Below are 17,872 nucleotides of genomic sequence, written 5' to 3'. Positions count from 1 at the left end.
GGTGACCAGGCGGGCCGGATTGGTGCTACCGCTCAGGCGTCAGCACCGAATGGGCGCCAGCCCGAAGTTCTCCACGGTGGGAGTGGCGGTGTCGATCCTCGTCTGACGGGTCTGAGGCTTCCAGCCGTCCTTGGCGACGATCATCGTGAGCGGGTTGTTGCGACGGTCCACCCAGTGGGCGTACTTGCCCTCGGCGTCGGTGGCGAAGGTCCACGACAGCGCCCACGAGTCGACCTGGACGACCGCGCCGGCGAGCGGCGAGGTCGCACCCTGGCAGCTGGTGCCGGTGACCGTACCCATGAGCTTGCCCCAGGTCTTCGGGGGGTTCGCGGTCATGGTCACCGCGACCGGTGCCACCGAGTACGGGGTGTTCTCGGTGATCCCGACCGAGCCGGCGTAGGTGCCCGGCTGGTCCACGTTCGCCGCCATGCCGACGGTGACCGTGACCTTCTCACCCGGCGCCAGGGTGGCCGCCGACTTGTCGATGGTCATCCAGCTGACGTCGGCAGCGGCCTCGCTGCATCCCTCGAAGCCCGGGAGCATCTCGCTCTCCGCAGCCGCGTTGAAGCTGCCGGACGAGCCGCCGATCTTGTAGAAACCGCACGCCGCGCCACCGCGGTAACGCGCCGTGTTGGAGTTCGGCAGGTTGGACCAGGAACCAGCGGCCGGGTCGAAGGCGAAGCCGGCGTTGCTGATGGCCCCACCCTGCGAGCCGCCGACGACGAGGAGCTTGCCGCTGGCGACGGCGTACGAGCTGGCCCAGTTGTCGACCGGCGCGTCGGCGACGGCGGTCCACGTGTTGGCACCCGGGTCGAAGGCGTAGGTGGCCTTCTGCGCGGCGGCGCCATCGTTGCCGCCGGTGCAGTAGACGATGCCGTCGATCCCACCGCAGGAGGCGAAGGCCACCGACTTCGGGTAATTGGCCATCGTCTCCCAGGTGTCAGTGCCCGGGTCGTACCGGACGACGCTGTTCGACATCGGCGTACAGCCCGAGGTGGTGCAGCCACCGACCGCGTACAGCTTGCCGTCGACGACGGCCTGCCCGGCAGCGGCCCGCGGAGCGGGGTTGTCGGCCAGCTCCGTCCAGGTGTTCGCCCCCGGGTCGTACGACCAGGTGGCGGAGTCCGGGCCCGCGTCGGCCCAGCCACCGGTAGCGATGATCTTCCCACCCACGACGCCCACCGTCAGGGCGTTGCGGGCGCCGGGAAGGTCGGCGATCGCCGTCCACGCCTGCGCGGCCGGGTCGTAGGCGTAGTTCTTGGTGGTGGAGGCGCTACCGTCGCCACCGCCCAGCGAGTACACCTTGCCGTCCAGGCTCACCACCCGGTTGTCCATGATGGTGGACGGGTAGTTGGCGATGTCGGTCCACGGGGCGGCCTGCGGGCCGACCCCGGTGGCGGCCACCTTGGCCTCCTTGCCGGACGCCTTGGCGGCGAACGACGTCGGGACGGTGAGCCGCTGCTCCGGTGCACCGGTGGCCCCGAGCACCTGCTGCCTGGTGACCTTGGACCCGTCCGCCCGGAGGAGTTCGAACCCGTTGTCACGCTCACTGAACTTGACCTCGACCGGCGCGCCGCCGGTGTTGGTCACGGTGAACGTCTTGCTGGTCTTGCCGCCGGGCATCTGGAGCGTCGCGTTGAGCTGCGTCGGCGTCACCGACAGTCGGCCGGCCGCGAGCTGGAAGTTCGCGACGGTCGCCCAGTCGGCCTCGATGTCGACCTGCTTGGTCTGGCTGACGTAGTTGCCGGCGGTCGCGGTGAACGGGTGCGCGCCGGTCAGCGTCGAGTAGATCCAGTAGAAGCCGTCGGCGAGCTCCGGGTCGTCCGGCGTCGCCACCGTGACGGCCTTCTCGGCGGGCCGGTCCTTGCTGGTGACCGTCGCACCGTTGACGTAGCTGCTGTCGTTCTTGTCGCGGACGTTACCGACGACCAGAGCGCCGTCGACCGGCACGCAGGTGACCTGGCTGCCGATCAGGACGTTGTCGACCTCCCACCACCACTCGTACGAGGCGTCGTAGTAGTGGAACCGGACCTGCACCTGCGCCTGACCGGCCGCCTGCGGGATCGGGATCTCGGTCACCTTCGGTCCCCGGACGTCCGTCTCCTGGCGGAGCACGTTGGTCCAGGTGGCACCACCGTCGATGCTCAGGTCGACGTCGGCGGTGTCGTTGTTCAGTTGGTTGAAGTCCTGGTTGAACCGGATGACCGGGGCCGTGACGCCGGTCAGGTTGACCGCCGGGCTGACCAGGGAGGTGTCCTGGCTGGTGCCCGCTCCGTAGGCGTCGCTGTCGATCATCGCGAAGTTGCCGCTGCCGCCGGTCAGGTTGCCCCGGTTGCCGTCGTCGGTGAACTTCCAGACCTGACCGCTGCCCGCGTTGTCCACGACAGTCCAACCGGCCGGCGTGGTCGTGGCGTCGAAGGTCTCGTACTCACCGTCGGAGCCGAACGTGTATCCGGGCGCGGTGGTGCAGGTGGTGGTCTCCACCGGCACGGCGACGTTGGCGGTGGCGTTGACCGAGCCGACCACGACCTCCTTGGTGACGGTCTGGTAACCCGGGTACTGCGACTCGTACTTCAGGGTGTACGTCTGCCCGGCCGGCAGCGCGATGCTGTAGCGGCCGTTCGACGGCGTGGTGTAGTCGTAGACACCGGACACACCCGTGACGGTCACCTTCGCGTACAGCGGCCAGCCGTGACCGGAGCCGTCGGTGACCGCACCGGTGACGTTGACACTCGGCACCGGTGTCAGTGCCACGTTGAGCGTCGTGGTCGCACTCTTGGCGACCGTCGCCGGCTTGGTGGTGCTGCCGTAACCGAACGCCGCCACGGCGACCTGGTAGTCACCGGTGGGGAGTTGGGTCGAGTACTTGCCCTCGGCCCCGGTGGTCAGCTCACGCGCGGTCGGGCCGGTGAGCGTCAGGGTCGCACCGGCGATCGGGGCGCCGGTGGCCGCGTCGGTGACCGTGCCGGCCAGGGTGCCGATGTCGCCGGTCGGTGCGGCGTTGAGCAACGCCAGGGCGTCCAGCAGGCCTTCGCCGTAGACGTTGTTGTCGGCCGAGGTGCCACCGCACTGGGCGTCGGCCTTGTCGACCGCCGCGCCGTTGAGCAGCGCACGGGTCGCGTTGATGTCACCGACCAGCGACGGAGCCGCCGAGTACAGCAGCGCGATCGCGCCCGCGAGGTGCGGTGCGGCCATCGAGGTGCCGCTGATGCTGCCGTAGCCGCTGCCCGGAATGCTCGACCGGACGTTCACGCCCGGAGCCGAGATGTTGGGCTTGATCTCGCCGTTCTGCCCGGTGCCCCGGGCGGAGAAGCCGGCGACGTTGTTGTTGATGTCGTACGCGCCGGTCGAGTAGTTGCTGGCGAGGCTGCCCGGCGAGCCACTGGTCTGGCACGCCGGTCCGCTGTTGCCGTTGGACCAGACGCCGAAGATGCCGGACGCGGCCCAGGCCAGCGTCACGTCCTCCATGAAGGGCTCGTTGGACGGGTCCCGGGTGCCCCACGAGTTGTTGATGATGTTCGGGCGCTTGCTCGCGTCCGCGTTCTGGCCGTTGAGGTCCAACGGCTCGAGCATCCACTGACCGGATTCGATCAGAGCGGCGTCACTGGGGCAGCAACCGTTCGCCGCGATCCACTTGACCCCGGGGGCGACACCGATCTGGTTCGCGCCATCGGAGCCGGCCATGGTGCCCATCGTGTGCGTGCCGTGGCCGTCGTTGTCACAGGGTGCTGCCGCGCAGGTTCCGGCGGCGTTGAACCAGTTGTAGTTGTGGTCGAACGTCCCGTCGCCGTTGTTGCCCCGGTAGGAGTTCACCAGCGCCGGGTGGTTGAACTGGACCCCGGTGTCGATGTTCGCGATGGTGATGCCCTCGCCCTTGACGCCGTACTGGGACCAGACGTCGTCGGCGTTGATGTTGGCGATGCCCCATTCGAGGGCGTTCACGGTCTTCTCGTCGGTGCCCTTGGTGGTCTCGGGCACCTTGTAGGCAACCGGGGCGTAGAGGCCCTCGACCTCGGCGTGACCGGCGAACTTCTGGGCCATCGCCAGGGAGCCGCTGCTCACCTTGATCGCATTGGTGGCCCAGAAGGTCTGGTACTTCGCGCCCGAGCTGTCGAGGTCGGCCCGGATCTTGCCCTGGCTCGCTGCGGCGGTCTTGCGCAGAGCGTCCGCCACCGCCGTGCCGCGCTTCGACCAGTCCTTGATGGCACTGGCCTGGCTCAGGTCCGCCCGGTCCTTGAACCGGATCCAGAAGTCCCCTTCACTCTTGGCCTGGAGCTGCTTGGCGAGCTCCGGTCGGATCTTGTCCCCCGTGGGGGCGCCCGCCCCCATCCCGGCGCCCGGCGCGGCCTGCGCGCCTGAGCTGATGGTGGCCAAGCATGTCGCGGCGAGGATTGTCGCCGCACCGGCGCTCACCAGTGATCTGGCTGCGCGCCGCCATTGTGGACGTCTGAACATTGGTGCTGCCTCCCTCAGAACGACCCAGGGTGAAAAATGGGCCATGGTGAGGGTGCGGAGGTTCGTCTCGGCGTACCGAGCGATCGAACCCTCCATGCCTTCCCATGCACCGCGCGGGTCACGCCGGTTGCCCGAGTGGACACTATGATCGAGAAGAAAGGACGATCAAGAACTTGCCGTGAGCAACTTGTCGCTAAGAGTTGCCGAGCTGGCGGCGCGCTTGCCAATCATTGTCAGACCATGACGAGAGCTGGGCAGGAATGCCCATCGATCCCGGGCGGTGCTGTGGCCGAGGACGACGAGGCAACGTTAGACACGGGTGATCCGGCCGACGAGCCGTTCCCACTGCTGATCGCGGTGACCCCGTCGCCGGCCGAGCGCATCCGGCTCGCGGAACGCCTCGACGGCATCGCACCGCTGCTGCTGGTGGCCGACCTCGACGAGCTACGCCGACTGATCGCTGCTCCGCAGCAGGTGGCCGCCGCCCCGCCCGAACCGGCGCCCGTCGCCGCCCTGGTGATCGACTCGGCCCGGTCCCGCGCACGCTGCGGGGGCCGCGAGGTCGATCTCACCCGCCTGGAACACGACCTACTGACCTGTCTGATCACCGAGCCGGCCCGGGTCTGGAGCTACGCGGAGCTGCACCGGTCGGTCTGGGGGGACGAGGGGCGAGAACGCAAGGCGGACGTGCAGTCGCTGGTGAAGCGGCTGCGCCGCAAGCTGCACGACCTCGGCACCGGAGCCACCATCGATGTCGTTCGAGGTGTCGGGCTACGGCTGACCGATCACCAGCAGGCGCGGGTCGAACGAGCCTGACGGCGACGTCGCATGAACTGATCCCGCCGGGGGTACGACTTGAAGATCAGCAGCAACACAAGCGACGAAGAACGCTGGTAAGGAGAGTCAGGATGGCATTCCCCAACCCCTCGACCGTGTCCATCGGCCTCACGTCGGCCGCGCACGTCGGGATCGCGGTGAGTGACCTCGACCGCTCGGTCGCGTTCTATCAGGCCCTGCTCGGCGCGGAACCGGTCGTACGCGACGAGAGCATGCACGGAACCGGGTTCGCGCAGTCGCAGGGGCTGCCGACGACGAAGCTGCGGTACGCCACGTTCAACCTCGACAACCTCGGCATCGACCTGATCCAGTTCCAGGAGCCGGTCGGTGACGTCGCCCAGGTGGCGGCCAACCGGCCCGGCTCGATGCACCTGTGCTTCACGGTGGACGACGTGCGCTCGGTCTTCGACCGGATGCACGAGGCCGGGATCGAGTTCCTCGGACAGCCGTACACCTTCGCGTTCGGCGAGGTGAACCCGCCGGCTGCCGTTGGCACCGAGGTCGCGTACTTCAACGACCCGGACGGAACGAACCTCGAGATCATCGCACCCAAGGGCGGGTTCGCCCGCGACGAGTGAGCCCACTCGACTGGCGTGGGGTGCATGCCGGTCTCCGGCCGCACCCCACGCCCTTCCGGCGAGACGGCTCAGCGGCGGCCGCCACCACCCTGCGCCTGGGACCGTCCCGGCTCGGACGGCAACCGGGTGATCGGCGGCAGGACCAGGGCGATCAGGGCGACGATGGCGATGACCGTGAACGGCAGCGTGTAGCTGTTGCCGCTCGCCTCGTAGAGCAGTGACGTGACCAGCGGGCCGACCACACCCCCGATGCTCCAGGCCACGATCATCGCGCCGTAGATGGCACCGCCGTGCGGGGTGCCGAAGTAGTCGGCCGCGGTGGCGGGCATCGTGCCGAAGCCGCCGCCGTAGGCGAGGTAGACGAGTGCGGCGAGGACCGCGAAGAGCGCGAGCGACGCGGCGTGCGGCAGGATGAAGAAGCAGATCGCCTGCAACAGCAGCATCCCGATGAACGCCGGCATCCGACCGGTCCGGTCGGACAGCCACGCCCAGGCGACCCGCCCGGCGCCGTTGAACAGACCGAGGACGCCGACCAGGGTGGCGGCGGTCGCCGCGCTCGCCCCGGTGATGACCTGGGTGGCGTCGGATGCCTGGGAGATCAGCGCGATGCCGCAGGCGACGTTGAGCGCGAGGATGCCGGTGAGCAGGTACCACTGCCGGGTGCGCAGTGCTTCCCGCAGCGTGTAGACCCGGGTCCCGGCGACGACCCGACCGGCGGTCTTCGGGGTGAACCCGGGCACCTGGTACCCCGCCGGTGGGTTGCGGAAGAAGGACGCCCCGAGCAGGATCGCGATCAGGTAGGCGACGCCCAGCGGGAAGAACACGCTGGTGGGGTCGTCGGTGCCGTTGAGCAGCCCCTTCGCCACCGGCGCGACGATCACGGCGCCGAAGCCGAATCCGGCGACCGCGATGCCGGTGATCAGGCCACGCCGGTCCGGGAACCACTTGGCGAGCATCGCGATCGGGGTGATGTACGCGGCTCCCAAACCGATTCCACCCAGCACCCCGTAGGTGAGCACCAGCAACCAGAGGTCGTCCTTCGACGACGTGAGTGAGGCCAGCATGTTGCCGATCGCGTAGAGCACACCGCCGCCCAGCGCGACGGGTCGTGGTCCGAGCCGGTCCTGGATGCGGCCACCGACGAGGCTGCCGATGAAGATCGTCCCGATCGCCACCTCGAAGGGCAGCACGGCCTGCCACTTGGCCCAGCCGAACTCCTCCTGAAGCGGCGTGTTGAACACGCTCCACGCGTACACCGCGCCGAGCGCGAGCTGGACGAGCACTGCGGCGACGACGAGGCCCCACCGGCCCCGCGTCGGTGTGGATCTTCCCGGATCAGTTGCGGTGTGTGCCATGAGCTGAGTCCCCCGTCTGCCGGCTCATTGGCTGGCGCCTGCTGGTCGAGCTACGTCCCCTTCTCGGCCGGCGTCCGGCCCTCCCTGCTGTCGCGCCGCTCCCGTTGCGGCACGACCGTGTACTTCGGGTCGCGCGCCGACGCCATGCCGGCCTCGAAGACACCGAATCGGGTGGCGACGGACGATGCCACGAGAGCGGCGCCGGAGACCGCGGCCAGGACCCGGCTGCGTCGGCTGAACAGCGCCGCGACGGTGCCCACGCCGAGCAGCACGCGCCCGGCACGGACCAGTCGACCGCTGCGGCCGTGCCGGTAGGGCTCACCGGTCAGGCCCAGCCGCTCCAACCGGCGACCGCCGACCAACTCGGTGGTCGCGGCGGCGAGGGCGAGTCGCCGCAGCGGGGTGGTCTCCGCGGCGGGTGCCGCGATCAGCCCGACCCCGGACGCCGCGGCGAGTGCGCTGCCGGCGAAGACGAACGGCAATGAGGGGTACGCGTCGTGCCAGGACGGTACGGCGGTGTCGGCGAGGAGTACCCCGGTGTAGGTGGCCAGCGCCGGGGCGGTGGCCGCGGCGGCCAGTCCGGCGATGTTGCCCACGGGTGGCGCGAGTCGGCGGGCGAGGCCGAGCACGCCGTGCTGCGGCAGCCGTGGCGCGATCTCGGCGACCGCGGCGATGCCGGCCAGTGGCCCGAACACGGTGAGGATCCAGGTGCCGACCGACATCGGCGAGGTCAGCTTGGCGACCCGGAGCATGTGGTGGAAGCGGTCCGGCCGCCCGAGGTCGTGCACCAGCAGGTACGCGCTGGCGGTGACACCGCCGAGGGCGGTCCACCGTCCCACCTGGCGCAGACCGGGCCGGCCGGTGAGTTGGGCGCCCGCGCCGATCAACGCTCCCCCGGCAGCGAGGCCCCCGGTGAACAGGTAGCCGGCGATGTCGTGCTTCCACACCGGCGGTTTGAGGATCGGCCGGCCGTAGTAGGAGGTGAAGTCGGCCGCCGGCACGGTGAGCTGCTCGCCGTCGTGACCGCGACCCCGACCGGGCCGACGCTTCCCGTCAGGTTGGTCGAGACGGGCCTGGAACTCGCGGAACCGCGCGCCGACCGGTTCGTTCGATGGCGCGTCGGTCATGGCCGCCTGCCGAGGAACGCGAACACCGTGGCCGCCGTCATGGCCACGGCGGCGAGGCCGGCGCGTTTCCACATGGCCGGTAGGTCGCGGGTGGTCACGATCGGGTCGGGTGGCAGCCCGTACACCTCGGGCTCGTCGAGGAGCAGGAAGAACGCCCCGTCACCACCCACACCGTCGTTCGGGTCGTGCCCGTACAACCGCGCCTCGGGAACACCACGCCCGCGCAACGTGGCCACCCGCGTGGCGGCCCGCTCCCGCAACTCGTCGAGGGGCCCGTACTGGATCGACTCGGTCGGGCACGCCTGCGCACACGCCGGCGTCATCCCCGCGCCCAAACGGTCGTAGCACAGCGTGCACTTCCACGCCCGACCGTCGTCCTTACGCTGATCGATCACCCCGTACGGACACGCGGAGATGCAGTAGCCGCAGCCGTTGCAGATGTCCTCCTGCACCACCACCGTCCCGAACTCGGTACGGAACAGCGAACCGGTCGGACAGACATCCAGGCACGCCGCATGGGTGCAGTGCTTACAGACGTCCGACATCATCAACCAACGGAAATCAGTACGATCCTCCGCACCCGACCCCCGACCCGGCGGCTGCGCCCCCGGCATCCCCAGGAACTCCGGGCCGGCCGACATCCGGGCCGCCGCCGCGGGTGAGCCGGTGGGCAGGCCGGGGTCCGTGCCGACGTCGGTGCTGGTACGCGCGCCGACCGTCGCCGTCTCCGGGCTGACCGCAGGCCCGTCCGGGTTCCCCGCGAACGCCGGGGTCGCCATGCCGGCCCGACGGGGCTGCTCGACGAAGGCGACGTGCCGCCACGAGTTCGCGGTCAGCGCCCCGGTGTTGTCGTACGACATGCCGAGCAGGTCCAGGCCGCTCTCCGGGACACCGTTCCACTCCTTGCAGGCGACCTCGCAGGCCTTGCAGCCGATGCAGACACTGGTGTCGGTGAAGAACCCCATCCGTGGCGGCGGGTTCTCGTAACCGGCGTCGGGCGCCGGGTCCAGCGGGCCGTACAGGGCGTTGGCGTGGGGCATGGGTCAGACCTCCTGGTCCGGGCCGCTGTCGGCGGAGTCGGTCGTGACCTGCGGTGGGTAGTGCGGGTTGAGGTCCCCGGACCGCCGCCGGTAGTCGATGACGAGTTCCTGCAGCTCCAGTCCTCTGGGGCGTCGCCCAGGCCGGACGTCACAGGTGCCGACCTTGCTCTCCTGGATCAGGACGTTCGGGTCGAGGCTGATCCCGAACAGGTCGTTGGCCGAGTCGCCGGTCACCAGACCCTCGAACCCGAAGTGGTACGGCAACCACACCTGGTGGATGATCCGACCGTCGACCCGCAGTGGGGTGAGTCGGTCGGTGACCAGCACCCGCGCCTCGATGGCCGCACGGGCGGTCACCAGGTGGGCCCAGCCCAGGTGGTTGAGCCCCTGTTCGACCGCCAGTTCCGGCGACACCTCGACGAACATCTCCGGTTGCAGCTCGGCGAGGGGTGACACGGTCCGGCTCATCCCACCGGCGGTGTGGTGCTCGGTGAGTCGGCTGACCGTGAACACGTACGGGAAGACCTGACTGTGCTCCTCGGGCGGGCTCGGGTTGAGCGTGTTGATCGGGTGGGTGTAGACCTTGCGGGTCGGATTGGCCTGCTGCCGGTAGAGCGGGTTGCGCACCGGCGATTCCACCGGCTCGTAGTGGGTGGGCAGCGGCCCGTCGAGCACGCCGGTTGGCGCGTACAGCCAGCCCTTGCCGTCGCCCTGGAGGATGAACGGGTCGTCACCGGCGATGCCCGCCACGCCCGAGGCGTCGCGCTCCGGTCGGTAGGACGGCGCTTTGGTCTTCTCGAAGTCCGGCACGTCGTAGCCGGTCCACTCGGCCTTCTCCGCGTCCCACCAGACATAGCGCTTGCGCTCGCTCCACGGGTTGCCGTCCGGGTCGGCCGACGCACGGTTGTAGAGGATGCGCCGGTTCGCCGGCCAGGCCCAACCCCACTCGGGGGCCACCAGGGACTGTTCCGCGCCGGGTTTGCGGCGGGCGGCCTGGTTGACGCCGTCCGCGTACACCCCGGTGTAGATCCAGCACCCGCCGACGGTGGAGCCGTCGTCCTTCATCTCCGTGAACGACGACAGTGGCCGGCCGGTCGCCACGTCGTACCCGTTGATCTCGCGCAGCACCGCCTCGGCGCTCGGCTCGGCATTCGGGCCCTGCGTCGGGTAGTCCCAGGTGAGGTCGAGCAGCGCCCGGTCGCGGGGCTTGGTCGACGTCGCCAACCGTTCCCGGATGATGCGCCCCAGGTGGTAGAAGAACCACAGCTCGGAGCGGGCGTCGCCCGGCGGCTCGACAGCCTTCTCCCGCCACTGCAACAGCCGCTGCGTCTGGGTGAAGGTGCCCTCCTTCTCCACGTGCGAGGCGGCCGGCAGGAAGAACACCTCGGTACGGCACTCCTCGGGCATGATCTCGCCGGTCTCGATCTCCGGCCCGCGCTGCCAGAAGGTCGCGCTCTCGATCATGAACAGGTCCCGGACCACCAACCAGTCGAGATTGGCCATGCCGAGCCGCTGCGCGCGACCGTGCGCCGAGCCGACCGCCGGGTTCTGCCCGAGCAGGAAGTACCCCTTGACCTTCCCGTCGATCATGTTGAGCACCTGCTGGTAGGTACCGTGATCACCGGTCATCCGCGGCATGTAGCCGTAGCAGTAGTCGTTCTCGGCGGTGGCGGCCTCACCCCAGTACGCCTTGAGCAGGTTGACGCCGTAGGTGCGGGCGTTGCCCCAGAAGCCCTTCTGCCCCGGGTGCCGGATGCTGTCCACCCACTTGTCCAGGGTCGGGTGATTGGCGTGGTGCGGCATCGGCAGATAGCCGGGAAGTAGGTTGAACAGCGTCGGGATGTCGGTCGAACCCTGGATGCTGGCATGCCCTCGCAGGGCCATCACCCCGCCACCCGGGCGGCCCACGTTGCCCAGCAGGAGCTGGATGATCGCACCGGTGCGGATGTACTGCACACCGACGCTGTGCTGGGTCCAGCCCACCGAGTAGACGAGCATGCCGGTGCGGTCCCGACCGGAGTTCTCCGTCCACGCCTGCGCCAGTTCGAGGAACTTCTCCTGCGGGATGCCGCAGACCCGCTCCACCATCTCCGGGGTGTAGCGGGCGTAGTGCCGCTTGAGGATCTGGTAGACGCAGCGCGGGTGCTGCAACGTCTCGTCGCGTAAGGTCTGGCCGCCGACCGGCGCACCGTGTGACTCGTGCTCCAGCCCGGCCGCGGTCTCCCGCTGCGTCTCGCTGTCGCGGGTCGTCTGGTTCTGGCTGTGGCCCTCGTACCGCCAGCTGGCCTGGTCGTAGGTGGCGTTGTCGTCGTTGAAGCCGGAGAAGAGCCCGTGCATGTCCTCGGTGTCGGCGTACTCCTCGGTCACGATGGTCGCGGCGTTGGTGTAGGCGACGACGTACTCCCGGAAGTCCAGCTCGTTGTGGAGGATGTAGCGGATCACCCCGCCGAGCAGCGCGATGTCGGTGCCCGCCCGGATCGGCAGGTACGAGTCAGCCAGAGCGCTGGTGCGGGTGAAACGCGGGTCGACGTGGAAGACCTTCGCCCCACGGCGCTTGGCCTCCATGACCCACTGGAAGCCGACCGGGTGCGCCTCGGCCATGTTCGAACCCTGGATGACGATCACGTCGGAGTTCGACAGGTCCTGCTGGAACTGGGTGGCGCCGCCACGACCGAAGCTGGTCCCCAGACCGGGGACGGTGGCGGAGTGTCAAATACGGGCCTGGTTCTCGATCTGGAGCGCCCCCATCGCGGTGAACAACTTCTTGATGAGGTAGTTCTCCTCGTTGTCCAGCGTCGCCCCACCCAGACTGGAGATACCCAACGTCCGGTTCAGCGGCCGACCCTCGGCGTCGACGTCCTCCCAGGTCTCGTCCCGGGCGGCCAGGACCCGATCGGCGATCATGTTCATTGCCGTGTCGAGGTCGAGGTCCTCCCACTCGGTGCCGTACGGCCGGCGGTAGCGGACCGTCGTCTGCCGCAACGGGCTGGTCACCAGACTCTTGCTCGCCGCACCCTTCGGACAGAGCCGACCCCGCGAGATCGGGCTGTCCGGGTCGCCCTCGATCTGACTGACCTGCCCGTCCTTGACGTACACCCGCTGGCCGCAGCCGACGGCGCAGTACGGGCAGACGGACCGGGCCATCGAGTCGGCGGTTTCGGTGCGGGCGGTGAGCGCCCGGGACCCGGCGGACTCGGCCGCGGCACCCCGGCCGAGGGGATCGGTGCCGGTGAGCTGGCGATAGACCGGCCAGCCCTCGATCCAGCTACGCACCCCCATCGCGGCACCTTTCCGGCTAATCCCACCAAATGTGAACAGCCTGACATTAGACGAGGTGCCGGCCCGGTCGCAGCGGGATCACAAGAGACATGCCTCCCCCAGCCTTTTCGCTCAGGCTGGGGAAGGCATGGTGTATGCGGTCGGCGGTCAGTTCGGCTGGAGTTGCCCGGCACGGTGATCGCTGAAGGCCCGGTAGCGGCGCAGCTCCCAGAACAACCAGCCGATGCTGATGATCGCCAACACGACGAAGACCAGCGAGCCGGAGAACGTGTCCCAGAGAGTGTGCAGGACGACCACACCCAGGAACGTGCCGACGAACCCGAAGAGCCGGCCGACGCTCGGGCTGGCCAACAGCGCCCACAGCGCGCCGGCGGTGAGGCCGGTCCACGCCGTGTGACCGGCAGGCGCCGTCAGACCGCGGATGAACAGCGTCTGCTCCACCGCGCCGATGTTGCCCTGCGAGCTCAGCAGAGCGGTGAAGGCGTAGCCCATCGTCTCCAGTGCGGCGAAACCCATACCGGCGGCGACGCCGATGATCAGCCCGTCGGAGGGAACGCGACGACGATGCTGGGCCACGACCGTGAACAGCAGCACCACCGGGACGATCAGCTTCGCTGACTCTTCGATCAGTGCCACGAACAGCATGGGCAGGGTGCCCAGGCCACGCAGGGTGTCGTACTCCAGCGTGCCGGCGACCACCGTACCGATCACACCGCCGAAGAACGCCGACGTCACCAACACCGACGCCGGCACCTGCCACCGCCCCGTGCGAGCCTGCGCGAACGTCAGGAACGTCAGCGGCACCAGCGTCGCCCCGAGCAGGATCAGCGCCGGCACGAAGTTCGGATTCTGCGTGCTGACGAGGGTCCGCAGCACCGCCATGTAGAGAATCAGCCCGACGACGAGCACCCCGACCCAGGCCCACCGACGCGAACGATCACCCATGCCGCGCAGTCTGGCGGATCCGAATGACGAACGCCAGCCACGGCACTCCAGGAACGCGCGGAGCGGACGGCAGGCCTCGTCCCGGCGCGGACGGCGACGGGACGAGCGCTCAATTCCACCGTCAGCGGCCGTATGTTTCCAGCAGCCGTAGCCAAACCTCGCTGACGGTCGGGTATGCCGGAACCGCGTGCCACAGCCGGTCCAGCGGGACCTCGCCGACAATGGCGATCGTCGCAGCGTGGATCAGCTCCGCGACGTCCGGGCCGGCGAGGGTGAAGCCGACGATCACCTTCCGGTCCTCGTCGACAACCATGCGGGCGTGGCCCCTGTAGCCATCGGCGTGCAGGGAAGATCCGGCAACCGCGCCCAGGTCGTAGTCCACGACCCGAGTCCGCAATCCGGCCGCCTCGGCCGCGGCGGCGGTCAGCCCCACCGACGCGATCTCCGGGTCGGTGAAGACCACCTGCGGCACCGCACGCTCATCGGCCGTGGCCACGTGCCGGCCCCACCGGCCGTCCTCGACCTTCTCACCCTTCGCCCGGGCCACGATCACGTCGCCCACCGCACGCGCCTGATACTTGCCCTGATGGGTCAGCAGCACCCGCCGATTCACGTCACCCGCGGCGTACAGCCACTCCCCGCCGCCGACGACGCGCAACGTGTCGTCGACCGCCAGCCAGGCACCCGGCGCCAGCCCAATGCTCTCCAGGCCGACGTCCTGAGTGTTCGGGGTGCGACCGATCGCCACGAGGACCTCGTCGGCCTCGATCCGCTCGCCGGCGGCGGTCTCGATCTGGACGGCTCCGCTGTCGTCACGGTTGACGGAGACGACCTCCGCGCCGAGGCGTACCGACACACCGGCCTCGCGCAACGACGTCGTCACCAGCTCAGCGGCGAACGGCTCGACCGACGGCAGCACACCGTCGCGGGCCAGCACCGTCACCGCGGATCCCAGGGCGGAGTACGCGGTTGCCATCTCGGTCGCCACCACGCCACCACCGATGATGGCAAGCCGGCGGGGAACCGAGCGGGCCGAGGCGGCCTCGCGGCTGGACCACGGCACCGCCTCACGCAGACCCGGGATATCCGGCAGCAGAGCGCTGCTCCCCGTCGCGACGACCACCGCATGCCGCGCGGTCAACGCGACCGTGCCGTCGTCACCCGTCACCTCGACGACCCGGGTGCCGCTGATCCGCCCCTGACCCCGGTACAACGCGATCCCGGCCGACTCCAGCCACGACACCTGCCCGTCGTCCTTCCAATGCGATGCGAAGGAGTCCCGGCGCCCGAGCACCGCCGCCACGTCCAGGTCACCCGTCACCGCCTCGCGGGCACCCGGCACCTGCCGCGCCGCCCGCAGGGCGGACGGGCTGCGCAGCAACGCCTTGGTCGGCATGCAGGCCCAGTAGGAGCACTCCCCGCCGACCAACTCCCGCTCGACGATGGCGGCGGTCAGCCCGCCCTGCGCGACCCGGTCGGCGACATTCTCGCCAACCGGGCCCGCGCCAATCACGACTACGTCGTACTCGGTGACGGTCATGTCAGTTGCCCTTCGCGCTACGGCCGAGGCGGAAGGCGGCGATGAGGAAGAAGATGGCGCCGGGGATGGCGTAGCCAGCCGCGTTGGTCAGCGACGGACTGTCCGCGGAAGCACTGGCGATGAAGGACCCGCCGGCCAGCACCGAGATGCCACCGCTGATGATCATCGGCCACTGTCCGCCCATCTTGCGGCGCGTGACACCCACGATCAGCTGGACCAGACCGGCCAGGATCGCCCAGGCACCCCACACCCGCAGCACCGCCGGAATACCGGACGCGCAGGCGACACCCACGCCGACTGCGGTGATCAGGCTGACCGCGATGTTCACGTACAGCAGGGTCGGCGAGCCGCTGGCCCGCGACGAGCGAAGGTCATAGATGGCGGCACCCACATCGAACAGCGGGTAGAGCACGAACAGCACCACTGTAAGCGGACCGATCTCCTTGGCGGTCGCGATCGTCACGAGTGCCCACACGATGGCGAACGCGAAGCGGATGAAGTACAGCCGCCGCAGCGCGGAAGCGGTCTGGGAGATGCCGGGCGAAGCAGCAATGGTGGTCACGGTGACCCTTCCAGTGGAGGCGTGTAGAGACCGAACGTTCTGTCACCGTCAGCATGGCGAACCCAACTCACGTTGTCAAGACCGAACGTTCTATCCACCGCAGTGAGCCATTGCACAGCGAGTTCGGCGCCTGCATGTCAGACCGAACGTTCTGTTCGCTAAGATGGTTGTATGACGCGCGGCGAACCCGAAACTCGGCCCTCTGAAGCGCGACTCCGGCTCCTCACCACGGCGACCAGGATCTTCTACGCGGAGGGCATCCACTCCGTGGGCGTTGACCGGATCATCGCCGAGGCAAAGGTGACCCGGGCCACCTTTTACCGGCACTTCCCCAGCAAGGAAGACCTCATCCTCGCCTACCTGCGTGAAGTCCATCAGATGGAGCGCGGAGCGGTCGACGCGGCCATCGCCGCCAACCCATCGCCGGTCGACCCCCTCCTGGCCATTGCCGGCTCCATCGCTCAGAGCATCCAGTCCCCCGGGTTCCGCGGATGCGCATTCCTGAACGCCGCGGCGGAGTATCCCGACGCCGACCATCCCGTGCGCCAGGAGATCATCGCCCACCGGCAATGGTTCCTGGACACGCTCACCATGCTGATGGCGCAGGTCCACGAGGAAACGGCGGATCCCGCCGCGCGCCACTTCGTCATGCTCCGCGACGGCGCCATGGCGGCCGGATGCCTTTTCGACCCCGCGTTGGTGTCCGACACCTTCCTCCACGGGATCGAGGGACTCCTCCGGATCAATGCCGAGCGCCAGTCGACCGATTCCGCCCGCCAGTAACGACAACCGAGTCGGGTCTGGTCGCTGTGCACGGCCGCGCGCGGTCAAGCCTCGGAGTCGCGATCGGCGGGCGCCTCCCGCCCGATCGGTGAGGCGGGAACCTCCAGCGGCCGTCCCCGACTCCGCAGCGCGTCGAGGAGCGCGACCAGGGCCAGCACTCCGGCCACCACGCTCAGCGCGACCATCGGCGCCCAGCGGGCCAACGCCCAGGTGAGCAGCAGCAGGGCCACCAAGCCGATCATCCGGGATCGGGATATCCGGCCGAAGATCTCGTACTCCAGCCGCACACGGGCGACGAGGAAGAGCACCGGACCGCCTACCACGAACAGAAGCCAACTGGGCCGCGGCGGCCCGAACGGATGATGGATCACCAGCTCGTAGCCGACCGCGGTGACGAGCACGCTGAGCACGATCAGCAAGTGCGTCCGTTCCGACGCCGTGCCCAGCCGGCCGGGCATCCCCGCCCGACCCAACGCCTCATTGAGCAGCAGCCCGGCGCGGTGGAAGTAGATCCGCCAGAGCAGCGCGCTGGTGGCGAACGCGACCCCGAAGGCGGCTGCCCGCTCCGCGGAGTAGTCCGTGCCACTGAAAACCGTGCCGATGACCAGAATCGACTCACCGAGTGCGATGAGAAACATCTGCTGGTGACGGTCGGCAAGATGCGTTCCAGCGATCCGCCAGCGGGCCACCGCCGAAGCCCCGAGCCTCGGCAGCGGCCAGCCCAGACCCCAGGCGAGATAGTCGACAGCGAGGGCGGCGGACCACAGCGGCAGGCGAAGTCGGTCCGGGCCCAAGGCGCCGGCCAACCAGAGCGGCGTGCTCGCCGCAGCCCACGCGGCAAGCCGGAACGGCACCAGCCGTCGCGGATGGCCACGCAGCGCGGCGGCGATCACCAGCGGCCGCACCACCATCACCATCAGGTACGCGGCCACGAACGGCAGCGCGCGCTCCTCGAAAGCGCGTGGCAGCGCCACCGCCATAACCAGGCTGGCAAACATGGTGCCGACCACGACGGCCTGGATGATCGACCGCTCTGGTTCGTAGCGACTGGTGATCCAGGTGGTGTGCGACCAGATCAGCCAGAGCGCCAAGAAGAGCAGCAGGGTACGACCGAACCCCGCGACGAGCGCCCAGCCAGTGTCATTGCTCAGGTCGGCGAATCGTTGCGAGACCCGGGTGAGGGCCACAACGAAGGCCAGATCGAAGAAGAGCTCGAGGAAGGTGGCGCGGCCCGAACTCGTGGGAGGGCGCAGCAGTTCGGCACCGCGTCGCGCCGCCATCGTCCGCCTCCGTCCGCCCCTTGTCGCACCAACGAGTCGGCCGACAGAGGGGTTGCGTCGGGGTCAGGCTGTCGGGGTGGCAGAACCTGTA

12 protein-coding genes are annotated in these 17,872 nt (G+C 69.2%); 3 read left to right on the top strand and 9 right to left on the bottom strand.

Translation table 11 applies throughout. The features are described 5' to 3' along the window. Positions 1–39: 39 nt before the first annotated feature. Positions 40–4,413: a S8 family serine peptidase gene (locus ACQEUX_RS05470; protein WP_433042078.1), complete on the bottom strand. Its 4,374-nt coding sequence runs from the start codon at positions 4,411–4,413 to the stop codon at positions 40–42. A gap of 282 nt (positions 4,414–4,695) precedes the next feature. Here ACQEUX_RS05470 and ACQEUX_RS05465 point away from each other — a divergent pair, with 282 nt between their 5' ends. Both ACQEUX_RS05465 and ACQEUX_RS05460 read left to right on the top strand, forming a co-directional pair. Next, positions 4,696–5,271: a winged helix-turn-helix domain-containing protein gene (locus ACQEUX_RS05465; protein WP_433042075.1), complete on the top strand. Its 576-nt coding sequence runs from the start codon at positions 4,696–4,698 to the stop codon at positions 5,269–5,271. Positions 5,272–5,363: 92 nt separating this feature from the next. Beyond that, positions 5,364–5,870: a VOC family protein gene (locus ACQEUX_RS05460; protein WP_433042072.1), complete on the top strand. Its 507-nt coding sequence runs from the start codon at positions 5,364–5,366 to the stop codon at positions 5,868–5,870. Between the two features lie 68 nt (positions 5,871–5,938). Here ACQEUX_RS05460 and ACQEUX_RS05455 read toward each other — a convergent pair whose 3' ends face one another. The 7 genes from ACQEUX_RS05455 to ACQEUX_RS05425 form a co-directional block, all read right to left on the bottom strand. Beyond that, on the bottom strand, positions 5,939–7,225 hold the full coding sequence (locus ACQEUX_RS05455) for an L-lactate MFS transporter (protein WP_433042069.1): 1,287 nt from the start codon (positions 7,223–7,225) through the stop codon (positions 5,939–5,941). A 50-nt stretch (positions 7,226–7,275) separates the two neighbouring features. Further along, positions 7,276–8,352: an NrfD/PsrC family molybdoenzyme membrane anchor subunit gene (gene nrfD, locus ACQEUX_RS05450; RefSeq protein WP_433042066.1), complete on the bottom strand. Its 1,077-nt coding sequence runs from the start codon at positions 8,350–8,352 to the stop codon at positions 7,276–7,278. Next, the gene (locus ACQEUX_RS05445) at positions 8,349–9,392 is read right to left on the bottom strand and encodes a 4Fe-4S dicluster domain-containing protein (protein WP_433042063.1); all 1,044 of its coding nucleotides are present in this window, start codon (positions 9,390–9,392) and stop codon (positions 8,349–8,351) included. The genes nrfD and ACQEUX_RS05445 overlap by 4 nt, the downstream gene beginning before the upstream one ends. 3 nt (positions 9,393–9,395) lie before the next feature. After that, positions 9,396–12,671 (bottom strand): formate dehydrogenase, encoded by a 3,276-nt coding sequence (gene fdh, locus ACQEUX_RS05440; RefSeq protein WP_433042060.1) that lies wholly within the window; start codon positions 12,669–12,671, stop codon positions 9,396–9,398. A 147-nt stretch (positions 12,672–12,818) separates the two neighbouring features. Beyond that, positions 12,819–13,616: a PrsW family intramembrane metalloprotease gene (locus ACQEUX_RS05435; protein WP_433042057.1), complete on the bottom strand. Its 798-nt coding sequence runs from the start codon at positions 13,614–13,616 to the stop codon at positions 12,819–12,821. 121 nt (positions 13,617–13,737) lie between these two features. After that, the gene (locus ACQEUX_RS05430) at positions 13,738–15,156 is read right to left on the bottom strand and encodes a dihydrolipoyl dehydrogenase family protein (RefSeq protein WP_433042054.1); all 1,419 of its coding nucleotides are present in this window, start codon (positions 15,154–15,156) and stop codon (positions 13,738–13,740) included. Between the two features lies 1 nt (position 15,157). Beyond that, positions 15,158–15,718, bottom strand: a complete 561-nt coding sequence (locus ACQEUX_RS05425) for a hypothetical protein (RefSeq protein ID WP_433042051.1) — start codon at positions 15,716–15,718, stop codon at positions 15,158–15,160. Between the two features lie 171 nt (positions 15,719–15,889). Between ACQEUX_RS05425 and ACQEUX_RS05420 the strand changes: the two genes are divergently transcribed. Then, entirely contained in the window at positions 15,890–16,501 is a 612-nt protein-coding gene (locus ACQEUX_RS05420) for a TetR/AcrR family transcriptional regulator (RefSeq protein WP_433042048.1), read from the top strand. Positions 16,502–16,545: 44 nt separating this feature from the next. Here the strand turns inward: ACQEUX_RS05420 and ACQEUX_RS05415 are convergent, their stop codons facing one another. Further along, positions 16,546–17,781 carry a low temperature requirement protein A gene (locus tag ACQEUX_RS05415; RefSeq protein WP_433042045.1) on the bottom strand — a complete coding sequence of 412 codons (1,236 nt, stop codon included), beginning with the start codon at positions 17,779–17,781 and terminating at the stop codon, positions 16,546–16,548. Positions 17,782–17,872: the final 91 nt, after the last annotated feature.

Origin of the sequence: Micromonospora sp. CA-259024 (assembly GCF_050936255.1) — a bacterium.
Classification (GTDB): Bacteria; Actinomycetota; Actinomycetes; order Mycobacteriales; family Micromonosporaceae; genus Micromonospora.
The sequence above is the reverse complement of the archived record's forward strand: the minus strand, read 5'-3'. Positions and strand labels throughout refer to the sequence as shown.

Excerpts from the sequence above, each read along its gene's own strand:
- ACQEUX_RS05420 (WP_433042048.1), top strand. The coding sequence starts at position 15,890 with ATGACGCGCGGCGAACCCGAAACTCGGCCCTCTGAAGCGCGACTCCGG.
- ACQEUX_RS05435 (WP_433042057.1), bottom strand. The coding sequence starts at position 13,616 with ATGGGTGATCGTTCGCGTCGGTGGGCCTGGGTCGGGGTGCTCGTCGTC.
- ACQEUX_RS05465 (WP_433042075.1), top strand. The coding sequence starts at position 4,696 with ATGACGAGAGCTGGGCAGGAATGCCCATCGATCCCGGGCGGTGCTGTG.
- ACQEUX_RS05460 (WP_433042072.1), top strand. The coding sequence starts at position 5,364 with ATGGCATTCCCCAACCCCTCGACCGTGTCCATCGGCCTCACGTCGGCC.
- ACQEUX_RS05430 (WP_433042054.1), bottom strand. The coding sequence starts at position 15,156 with ATGACCGTCACCGAGTACGACGTAGTCGTGATTGGCGCGGGCCCGGTT.
- ACQEUX_RS05445 (WP_433042063.1), bottom strand. The coding sequence starts at position 9,392 with ATGCCCCACGCCAACGCCCTGTACGGCCCGCTGGACCCGGCGCCCGAC.
- ACQEUX_RS05455 (WP_433042069.1), bottom strand. The coding sequence starts at position 7,225 with ATGGCACACACCGCAACTGATCCGGGAAGATCCACACCGACGCGGGGC.
- nrfD (WP_433042066.1), bottom strand. The coding sequence starts at position 8,352 with ATGACCGACGCGCCATCGAACGAACCGGTCGGCGCGCGGTTCCGCGAG.
- ACQEUX_RS05415 (WP_433042045.1), bottom strand. The coding sequence starts at position 17,781 with ATGGCGGCGCGACGCGGTGCCGAACTGCTGCGCCCTCCCACGAGTTCG.